This window comes from Mesorhizobium sp. M0292 (assembly GCF_040321695.1).
Classification (GTDB): Bacteria; Pseudomonadota; Alphaproteobacteria; order Rhizobiales; family Rhizobiaceae; genus Mesorhizobium.
The window spans coordinates 249,640-258,980 of record NZ_JAMYSB010000007.1; the positions used below are offsets into that span (position 1 = coordinate 249,640).

A 9,341-nucleotide genomic window follows, 5' to 3' on the forward strand; every position below is an offset into this window, starting at 1 on the left:
TTGGCGGAAAAAATCGAGGATTTGCGGTTAGACTCGGAACCTTAGACAGGCAGGACGAGTGCTCGCATGCGGGAATTTACCGGGCGCATGCCTCAGGCCATCTTGCGACGCCGCTTCGCTAGGCTGCGGTGGAGAATGGACCCTCGAGAATGGGGCTCGTACTGCAGAAAAGGGGACGACCCAAGAAACCCGCGACGATCTCCACCGATGTCGGGCGCGTTGTGCGTCACATCGTTCCGCTGCTCGCAGTCGACGGCGTCAGCGCTACCCTTGCGGGCATACCTTCGCCCCGTTTGGCGTTTCTGCCCTTTGGATCGGATGCCGATCGTCCGCTGGCGTTTCGAATCTCTTCAACTTACGCCGAGTTTCGCAAATCCACTTTCATCCCGACTAACGTTCGAAGGGTTCGCCAAGCGAGGCGACACCGTTCAGCCTGAGCAAGCGGCGGTCCGCCGAGATGACACCGAGCACGACGATCGTAACGAGATAGGGAAGGCTGGAAAGCAGTTGCGATGGCAAGTCCAGACCGGTCGCCTGGGCGGCGAGGCTCATCAGCGAAACCGCACCGAAGAGGCAGGCACCCAGGAAGATGCGGCCAGCGAGCCACGTACCAAAGACAACGAGTGCGATCGCGATCCAGCCACGTCCGGCAATCATACCGTCCGCCCAAAGGGGCGTGTACACCGCCGCCGCATAGGCGCCGGCAAAACCCGCCATCATGCCACCAAAAGCTATGGCCGCGATACGGATAGCGATGACCGGATAGCCGATGGCATGGGCTGCCTTGGGATTCTCGCCGATTGCCCTCACGACAAGGCCGACTCTCGTATAGGCAAACATCGCCCAGATCGCAAACGTCACGGCAAGGGAAAGCCATACGACGACGTCCTGGACAAACAGCCTGCCGACTACCGGGATTTCCGAGAGGCCGGGAAAGGCAAGTTTCGGGAGCCCCTTGACCGTCAAGCTCTCGTAGCTTTTGCCTAACAGCGCCGAAAGGCCCTGGCCGAGAATGCCGATCGCAAGGCCTGTCGCGACCTGGTTTGCCCGGAATCCGAGTGCCAGCACTGCAAAGACGAGGGACAGGACGGCGCTACCGAGGCCGGCGGCAACGAACCCCAGCAGGTGTCCACCGCCGTGGTAGACGACGATGAACGCGAGCACCGCGCCGAGGGCCATCAGGCCCTCTACGCCGAGGTTAAGAACGCCGGCGCGCTCGACCACCAACTCGCCGAGTGCGGCAAGGAGAAAGGGGGTTGCCGCTGCGAGCATGCCCGAAATAATGAACTCGACGGCGTTCATGGCTGGCTCAGGTGATGGGGGCGGCGCCACTCGATGCGGTAGCGCACGAAGGCCACAGCGCCGAGATAGGCGAGCAGCAAGCTGCCTTGGAAGACGCGGACGGCGGCGATCGGCAGGTTTGCCGACACCATCGCATTGTCGCCGCCGATATAGAGGACAGCCATAAAGAGCGCGGAAAAGATGATGCCGACTGGATGCAAGCCGCCGAGATAGGCGACAATGATGGCCGCATAACCGTAGCCGGTCGAGATCGAGCGCTGCAGCTGGCCGAGCGGCCCCGCGACTTCCGCCGCGCCTGCCAGTCCCGCCGCCAAGCCACCGATCAGAAGCGATAGCCAAATCGCACGCCCTTCGCTGAAGCCGGCGTAACCGGCCGCGCGCGGGGCAAGACCGCCGACCTTGAGCTTATACCCCATGAAGCTTCGCTGCATGAAAACCCAGGCCACCAGCGAGAGCGCAAGTGTGATGAGCAGCGAGACGTTGACGCGGGTACCGGTGATCAGGGTCGGCACCATCGCGTCGTTCTGAAACATGACGGATTGTGGGAAATTGAAGCCGGCCGGGTCCTTCCATGGGCCGAGCAGCAGGTAGTTGAGGACTTGCGCCGCAACGAGGCTCAGCATCAGGGAGACCAGGATCTCGTTCGCATTGAGCCTGACGCGCCAGAAGGCGGTGATAGATGCCCAAAGTGCACCGCCGAGGGCACCTAGAAGCAGCATCAGCGGCCAGATCCACTGCCCGGTCGCCTGCGGAAACCAGACGGGGATCGCCGAGGCGAAAATAGCGCCCAGGATAAACTGGCCCTCCGCGCCGATGTTGAACACTTTTGCGCGGAAACCGATCGCCAGCCCCTGAGCAATGAGGAGAAGGGGCCCCGCCTTCAGCAGCACCTCCGCAAACGATGCCCAGGAGAGGAACGGCTCGAGAAGCATCGCGTACAGGACGGCCGCCGGATCTCGGCCTATCAGCACATAAAGGCCCAGATTGAGGATGATCGCCATGCCAAGCGCGACAGCCGGGGCCAGCATGGCCGCGACGAGCGAGGCATGCTCCCGACGGACGAGCGCGGGGAGGAACGTCGCGGCCCAAACGCTCATGCAGGAACCTTCTCTGGCGAGGCATGTGCTCCGATCATGTATCTGCCGATGTCTTCGGGGCGCGTGTCCCGCGTGACCAGAGGCGGACTCAGCATTCCATGATGGAGCACCTGGATGAAATCGCAGAGTTCGAAAAGTTCCTCGAGTTCCTCGGAAATTACGAGGATCGCCACGCCCAGGTTGCGCAACGCGATGAGCCGCCTTCTGATGGCGGATGCAGCGCCAATGTCTACACCCCAGGTCGGCTGCGCCACGAAAAGCAGTTTTGGCGACAGCATCATCTCGCGACCGACGATGAATTTCTGCAAGTTGCCGCCGGACAGCGAGCCCGCTTCGGCATCCGGGCCGGAGGCGCGGACGTCGTACCGACGGATGCATTCGCTGGTGAAAGCCGTCGCTCCGGCGCTGTTGATGAGGCCGCGCCTCACGAGATCGAAAGGATGGGCGGTAAGAACGGTGTTGAGCACGAGCGACATTTCAGGGACCGCGCCGCGTCCCAGCCGGTCTTCGGGCACGAAGGCGAAGCCAAATCTCCTGCGCGCGGCCGCATCGAGTGTGCCTACGTCGCGGCCCATCATGTAGATCCGGTCGCGTTGTTCCTTCAGCAGCATCGCTTCGCCCGAGATGAGCGCGGCAAGCTCGCCTTGGCCATTGCCCGATATTCCGGCTATGCCAAGGATCTCGCCTGATCGTACCGTGAGGCTGATGCCGGAGAGCGGCGTGGCAAAGGGGTCGTCCGGCGTGTAGTCCATGTCGATTATTTCCAGCCGCTTCTCCCCCTCGGGCATGGCCAACGCGGGCATCACCTCGGGCATGTCGCGGCCGATCATCATCCGGGCGAGGTCGTGCGCATCATAGTCGCGTGGGTCGACGGTGCTGATAACGCGCCCTCCACGCAGGACGGTCGCCTGATCACAGATCGTGCGAATTTCCTCCAGTTTGTGGGAGATGAACAGGATGGACACGCCGCGGTCGCGAAGGCGCCTGAGCGTGTCGAACAGCTTCTTCACCGCCTGCGGCGGCAAGACCGAGGTCGGCTCGTCGAGAATGAGCAGCTTCGGGTCGGTCATCAGGCAGCGGATGATCTCCACCCGCTGCCGTTCGCCGACCGAGAGCGCGTGCACATCGGCGAGAGGATCTACTTCAAGGCCGAAATCCTGGCCGAGGCTGCGGATGCGCCCCGCCAGCTCCGCCTTGCCGCCGGGGACGACGAGCTGGATGTTCTCGACGACAGTCAGCGTCTCGAACAGCGAGAAATGCTGAAAGACCATGCCGATGCCCCTGCGCCGTGCCTCAGCCGGCGAGGCAAGGCGCAGAGGCTCTCCGTTCCAGACGACGGTGCCTTCGTCCGGCTGTTCAACGCCATAGATGAGCTTCATCAGCGTCGATTTGCCCGCCCCATTCTCCCCGAGGATCGCATGGATCGATTGGGGCGCCACGTCCAGATCGATGGCTTGGTTGGCCCGGATCTGGCCGTAGCTCTTCGAGATGCCGCGGAGCGACAGAAGGGGCGGGGTCATGACTTACTTCGGCAGTGGTGTGGTGACACCCTTGACGTGCCAGTCCATCGCGACGATCTCGGGATCCGCTATCGTCGCACCGGCGGCGGCGGCTTCGCTGCCGTCGGCCTTGGTGATTGGACCTGTGAAGGGCGAGAAGCTGCCGTCGGCGATCTTCGCCGCCACTTCCTTGATCTTCGTCATCGTGTCGGCTGGGATATCTGAGTTCCAGTCCACGACCTCCACCACCTTTTCGGCGACGCCGAGGAAGGTGTTGGCGCCCTTGAAGGTTCCGGCCAGATGGGCATCCACGGAAGCCTTGAAGAAGGGCGACCAGTCCGTCGCGATGCAGCCGAGATATTTCTTCGGTGCATATTTCTTCATCGACGAATTGAGGTTGAACGCGTAGACGCCAGCCTCCTCGCAGGCCGAGATCACGGAGGGTGTGTCCTGCGCGTTCGAGAAGATCACGTCGCAGTTCTGTGCCATCAGCGCCTTGGCGGCTTCCTGTTCCTTGGCCGGGTCGAACCAGGAGTTCACCCAGACGACCGATACCTCGATATCGGGATTTACGGTCTGTGCGCCGAGCGTAAATGCGTTGATCGAGGTGATCAGCTCCGGAATGGCGAAGGCCGAGACGGAGCCGACCTTGCCGGTCTTGGAAAGAGCTGCGGCGGCTATGCCGAGCAGGTAAGTGCCCTGGAAATACTTCGCCGCGAAGGGCGAGAAATTCGGCGCAGTCTGGAAGCCGGAGGCATGCAGCACGGTGACCGCAGGATCGCGGCGGGCGATCTGTAGTGCACCATTCTGGTAGCCGAATGAGCCGGCGATCAGGAACTTGTTACCGTCGGCGACGGTCTTGTTCATGATCCGGTCGGCGTCCGGCCCTTCGGCGATGTTCTCGATGACGGTGATCTTCACCTTGTCGCCGTATGCGGCCTTGACCGGCTCGAGGCCGGCGGCGAGCGCATGGCCCCAGCCGACATCGCCGACCGGCGACGGGAGCACGAGCGTGATACCGAGCGGCTCGTCGGCCGCAAAGGCGGGACGGCTGCCAAGCGCGCCGGCAAGCCCTGTTGCGGCAAGGCCCTTCATCAGAGTTCTGCGGGTCAGATAGTTCAGCATGTCAGTTCCCCTGTCTTAAGTTGTTAGAATTCCACCGCGGCAAAAGCGGTTTCCGCGTCCGCAGCAAGCCGGGCCTCGTTCAGCCCGGTAAACGCACCCTTCTCCCAGACGATGCGGCCGTTGATCATGGTCATGTCGGTGGGCATGCCGATGCCGACCTTGGCGATCAGGCTCAATGGATCGTGGCGCGTGCCGACATAATCCATGCGGCGCGTGTCGATCGCGAAGAGGTCGGCGGCCATGCCGGGCGACAGTCGGCCGATGTCATTGCGGCCCAGAAGCGCGGCCCCGCCCGTTGTCGCATAGCCGAGGAAATCGACCGGCGCAGGCACGGGATGAGCGCGCGTCGAGGCCGCCAGGCATTGCAGCATGTAGGCGGAATGGACGCAGTGCATGAGGTTGGAATTGTCGTTCGAGGCAGCACCGTCGCAGCCGAGACCGACGCGCAGGCCAAAGGCGGACATGGCGGGAATATCAGTCACCTCCGCACCCACCAGATAGACCGGCTCCGGGCAATGCGAGACACCGGTGCCGCTCGCCGCCATCAGCCGCAGTTCGTCATGCGTCAGCTCCCAGCAATGGGCATAGAAAGTGTCTCGGCCGGCAAATCCGAGGTCCTCGAGATAGTCCACCGTACGCATGCCATGGCGGGCCTCGATGATCGGGCTTTCGCCCTCGCCGACATGGGTGTGCATCCGCACCCCGCGATCACGCGCCAGCGAAACCGATTCCACGAAGGTCTCGCGGTAGCAGTTGACCGGCTGGCAGGGAGCGACCACGACCTGACGCATGCTGAAGGGACTGGTGTCGTGATAAGTGTCGATGAGGCGTGCGCAGTCGGCAATGAATTCGTCCGTGGTCTCCAGCATCTCGTCTGGAATGGTCGAGCCTTCCGATTTTGGCAGCGTGTTGCCGCCGCGGCCGGCATGGAAACGCATGCCGAGAAGATCGGCCGCTTCGAACTGCCGGTCGATGAGCCGTTTTCCGGCATGGCGCGGAAAATTGTACTGGTGGTCGAAGGCCGTTGTGCAACCGTGCTTTATCAACTCTGCCATCGCCGTGATAGAGGCGTGGTAGAAACAATCCTCGTTGAGCCGGGAGAAGATCGGATAGATCCGGTCGAGCCATTCGATGACCGAGAGCTTCGTCCAGTCGAGTTCGGCACGGTTGCGCATAAAGCACTGAAAGAAGTGATGGTGCGTGTTGACGAGGCCGGGATAGACGAACCAGCCGTCGGCATCCTGCACGATAGTACCGGCCGGCAACTCGCTTCTGTGCAGGCCTTCGCCGATTGCCTCGATCTGCGGGCCATTCGTCAGCACACCGACATTGCGCCGGACGCTCGGACCCCTGCCCTCGTCGGTGATGACCGCTGCGCAATTCTTCAGGAGATAGCCGGTCACCTCACGCCTCGTCCAGCATGGGTCGCGGTTCGGGCTTCAACTCGTGCAGCCGGTGGATACCGGGCATCTCGATGAAATTGTCGAGGCTGCGGAGCGCTCGCGACCAGAGCCGGATCGTGGGATACGGATCGAGGGAAACGCCACCGTCGGGCGCGAGCGCGACATAGGGAAAGCAAGCAATGTCGGCAATCGTCGGCCGGTCGGATGCGAGAAACCGATCGCCACGCATTTTTTGTTCGAAAAGGCCGGCTTCCAGCTCACGTAGTGCCGCTATGCCATTGGCCTGAAGCGCACCGATGTCACCGGGGCGCAGCAGCATCTCATGCAGGCGCGCGCCGCCGAGGTTGGCGGTCAGCCTGTGCGAGAAGGAGAGCCATTGCTGGATGCGCGCCGTCTCCTCGGGGGCGCCGCTGCCGAGCCAGGCCGGTGCTGCCTTCGCGGCGAGATAGCCAAGCATGGCGGAAGACTCGGTCAGGATCAGGTCGCCGTCTTCAAGGATCGGGATGGAGCCTCCCGGATTAAGAGCCATAAGCTCGGGGCCACGATGCTCGGCGCCGGGATGGAAGTCGACCGGGCGGATTTCGAGCTTCACACCTGACAGCGTCGCCATCAGGCGCACCTTGTAGCAACTTGGGGAGAGGACGTAGTCGTAAAGCCTCATTGTGCCACCAATTGCGCGCCGTAGGTATAATCGTGGCGCTTCAGCCAGCGGCGATAGGCGACCGAGGTCAGGTCGGCGCGCGTCGGGATTTCCATGCCGGGATCGAGCGGCAGAAGACGCGGGATCTGGTTTTCGAGGATCGAGCGGTCCTGCAGGAAAATCGTCTGCTGGAAATGGATGAGATCGGTCAGTGGTGTCTCGTCATCGAAAAGCGCCATCCATGGCCAGACGTCGCAGAGATCCTCGGCAAGCGGCTGGACGAATAGCGTAATGACATCCCATTCGCCCGGGCGCGGCGGGCAGGTCTTGTAGAGGACTGAGCAGGTCGGAGCCGGCACGCGGTACATGTATTCCGTCGTGATACCTCCGCTCGCGGATTTCGCCGCCTGCGGCTGGTAGAACTTCACCTGGGTCGCCCAGACCTCGTCCTCCTCCTCGCGGATCTCGACCTTGTAGTTTTCGACCTCGGTATGCGGCTCCGAGCCGAGGATGTCGGTATGGACGAAGGGGAAGTGTGCGATGTCGAGGAAGTTCTCGACGGCGCGGAGCGGCGAGCAGCGCACCCGCACCACGCCGACATCGACGAAGCGGCGCCCGGGCTGGTCTGCTTCGGGAATCGGGAAGACCGGTTTCTTCGGTTCGCCGAGCGACGACCAGATATGGCCATAGCGCACCGAAACCGGCAGCACGCGCCCGTTTTCGCCTGTCACTTTCGCCGCGCCATTGGCGTCGAGCGCAATCTTGATCGGCTCGCCCATCAGGGTGGTCTCGCGTCCTTCGCGGTCGAGCCGGCTGAAAAGCCCGACCGGATACCATTCGTCGCGCATCGCATCGTTGATCATGGCACAGCCCCTTTCGCCTCGATCCCTTCGGCCACGCGCCGAAGGCTCTCGGCGGCTCGCGAGGCGGCGATGCGCTCGGACGCATCGCAATCGGCTGGAACAAGGACGTGGATCAGCGTCTCGCCGGCTTCCTGCGGGATAGGCAGCAGGCGAATTGCCGGCGCGCCGGGCGCCTGCCAGACGTATCCTTCAACGGTGGCCTTCGTACCGGCAGCGACCGAGAGCGCCGAATGTCCGGCACGGGCCGTCAATGAACGGAGCGGCACGTAACCCTCAAAAAGGGGTGGCTTGCCATCAGGCTCTCCATCAGCGACCCAGATGATCCCGCCGGCCTCTTCGACCAACCGGGTCGCAACGCGAATCGTCTCCGGCGGCGTGAGGCTGGGATGGGCCGGAATGCGCAGGCACTGACCGGCCTGCGAATAGGTCCAGCCGTGATAGATGCAGGAGAGCGCCTCGCCGCGCACGAAGCCATGGGAGAGGCGCATGCCGCGATGCGGACAGCGATCCGCCGATGCCGCCAAGCGCCCCGATTGGCTTCGCCAGAGGGCAATGGGACCGGCGGGCGTCCGCGCCGGCATTACCTGTCCTGTTGGCAGATCCTGGGTAAGGGCGACCGGCACCCAGGTGTCCGTCTTGTCGGACAGCATGACCTTACTTTCCGTACTGATACTAGTGTTTCCCGACCAGAGAGATGCCGGCGCAAGGAGTTGGCGAACCGCTCGATGCGGCTGACGTATGCATAATAATTTCGCAATTGCAATATTGGTTAAATTAAGTGCAAACCGAGGTAACCACACGCAAAGCTATGTGTTTTTTTGCTCGACAGGCGCGCGGTCGATCGTCTCGACCCAGACCTCAATGGGCCCAAGCGAACATCCCATCTCCATCATGTCGATCAGCTCCGCCGCACCGGCAATATCGATTTCGATGCGATCGGTGCTTGCATGAGCGATGTGGTGCGCGAGACCGAGCTTGGCCGCATGGCGCATGATCCAGGGCACGAAGGACGCGGGTTCGAGGTGGCCGCGAATGGTCATCCGCTCATGCAAGCGGTGTTGACTTTGCTTCATCACGAACGGAACGCGCGCCTTGGTGTCACGGTCAGCAGCATAGCGTCTGACTGAACGGGCGGAAGTGGTAATCGACGCGCCAATAACACCGAATATCGACTGATCGCCCGTGCCTAGACCCGGGCACTCATGCATGTCGCCCAGAAGTGCCGAGGTTGTGGGACAACGACATGCATTAAACAAAGATTTCAAGCGGTCGCATGAATCCGTTCAGCGCGACGCTCTTTAGGGTTATCCAAGCTATTGTAATGCATCTGCCCTTCCCGAGAGATGGGTGACAGTTCATTCCGGAGACATGGGTTACACTTTCGGCCCTTTGCAAGGAGAGCAAGGTGCCTT

Annotated in this window: 9 protein-coding genes; all 9 read right to left on the reverse strand. The window is 62.3% G+C overall.

Annotated elements, in window-relative coordinates:
- Window positions 1-390 precede the first annotated feature (390 nt).
- The 9 genes from NKI96_RS14335 to NKI96_RS14375 all read right to left on the reverse strand — a co-directional run bounded on the left by NKI96_RS14335 (window position 391) and on the right by NKI96_RS14375 (window position 9,002).
- Window positions 391-1,302 carry an ABC transporter permease gene (locus NKI96_RS14335; RefSeq protein WP_352804884.1) on the reverse strand — a complete coding sequence of 304 codons (912 nt, stop codon included), beginning with the start codon at window positions 1,300-1,302 and terminating at the stop codon, window positions 391-393.
- Window positions 1,299-2,399 carry an ABC transporter permease gene (locus NKI96_RS14340; protein WP_023744943.1) on the reverse strand — a complete coding sequence of 367 codons (1,101 nt, stop codon included), beginning with the start codon at window positions 2,397-2,399 and terminating at the stop codon, window positions 1,299-1,301. Before NKI96_RS14340 ends, NKI96_RS14335 begins: the two co-directional genes overlap by 4 nt.
- A complete protein-coding gene (locus NKI96_RS14345; protein WP_352804887.1) occupies window positions 2,396-3,919 on the reverse strand; it encodes an ABC transporter ATP-binding protein in 1,524 nt (507 codons plus the stop codon). The genes NKI96_RS14340 and NKI96_RS14345 overlap by 4 nt, the downstream gene beginning before the upstream one ends.
- 3 nt (window positions 3,920-3,922) lie before the next feature.
- The gene (locus NKI96_RS14350) at window positions 3,923-5,020 is read right to left on the reverse strand and encodes a BMP family ABC transporter substrate-binding protein (RefSeq protein ID WP_196814159.1); all 1,098 of its coding nucleotides are present in this window, start codon (window positions 5,018-5,020) and stop codon (window positions 3,923-3,925) included.
- Window positions 5,021-5,046: 26 nt separating this feature from the next.
- The gene (locus NKI96_RS14355; protein ID WP_352804890.1) at window positions 5,047-6,426 is read right to left on the reverse strand and encodes an amidohydrolase; all 1,380 of its coding nucleotides are present in this window, start codon (window positions 6,424-6,426) and stop codon (window positions 5,047-5,049) included.
- Window position 6,427: 1 nt separating this feature from the next.
- On the reverse strand, window positions 6,428-7,087 hold the full coding sequence (locus tag NKI96_RS14360) for a glutathione S-transferase family protein (protein WP_023683611.1): 660 nt from the start codon (window positions 7,085-7,087) through the stop codon (window positions 6,428-6,430).
- Window positions 7,084-7,929, reverse strand: a complete 846-nt coding sequence (locus NKI96_RS14365) for an aromatic ring-hydroxylating oxygenase subunit alpha (RefSeq protein ID WP_023739725.1) — start codon at window positions 7,927-7,929, stop codon at window positions 7,084-7,086. Before NKI96_RS14365 ends, NKI96_RS14360 begins: the two co-directional genes overlap by 4 nt.
- Window positions 7,926-8,579 (reverse strand): Rieske 2Fe-2S domain-containing protein, encoded by a 654-nt coding sequence (locus NKI96_RS14370; protein WP_352770085.1) that lies wholly within the window; start codon window positions 8,577-8,579, stop codon window positions 7,926-7,928. The genes NKI96_RS14365 and NKI96_RS14370 overlap by 4 nt, the downstream gene beginning before the upstream one ends.
- Before the next feature lie 156 nt (window positions 8,580-8,735).
- Window positions 8,736-9,002, reverse strand: coding sequence for an acylphosphatase (locus NKI96_RS14375; RefSeq protein ID WP_352804902.1), 267 nt, complete (start codon window positions 9,000-9,002; stop codon window positions 8,736-8,738).
- Between the last annotated feature and the right edge of the window lie 339 nt (window positions 9,003-9,341).

Bases quoted from the DNA above. Each gene is read 5' to 3' on its own strand.
- NKI96_RS14335 (WP_352804884.1), bottom strand. From the start codon at position 1,302: ATGAACGCCGTCGAGTTCATTATTTCGGGCATGCTCGCAGCGGCAACC.
- NKI96_RS14340 (WP_023744943.1), bottom strand. From the start codon at position 2,399: ATGAGCGTTTGGGCCGCGACGTTCCTCCCCGCGCTCGTCCGTCGGGAG.
- NKI96_RS14345 (WP_352804887.1), bottom strand. From the start codon at position 3,919: ATGACCCCGCCCCTTCTGTCGCTCCGCGGCATCTCGAAGAGCTACGGC.
- NKI96_RS14360 (WP_023683611.1), bottom strand. From the start codon at position 7,087: ATGAGGCTTTACGACTACGTCCTCTCCCCAAGTTGCTACAAGGTGCGC.
- NKI96_RS14365 (WP_023739725.1), bottom strand. From the start codon at position 7,929: ATGATCAACGATGCGATGCGCGACGAATGGTATCCGGTCGGGCTTTTC.
- NKI96_RS14370 (WP_352770085.1), bottom strand. From the start codon at position 8,579: ATGCTGTCCGACAAGACGGACACCTGGGTGCCGGTCGCCCTTACCCAG.
- NKI96_RS14375 (WP_352804902.1), bottom strand. From the start codon at position 9,002: ATGAAGCAAAGTCAACACCGCTTGCATGAGCGGATGACCATTCGCGGC.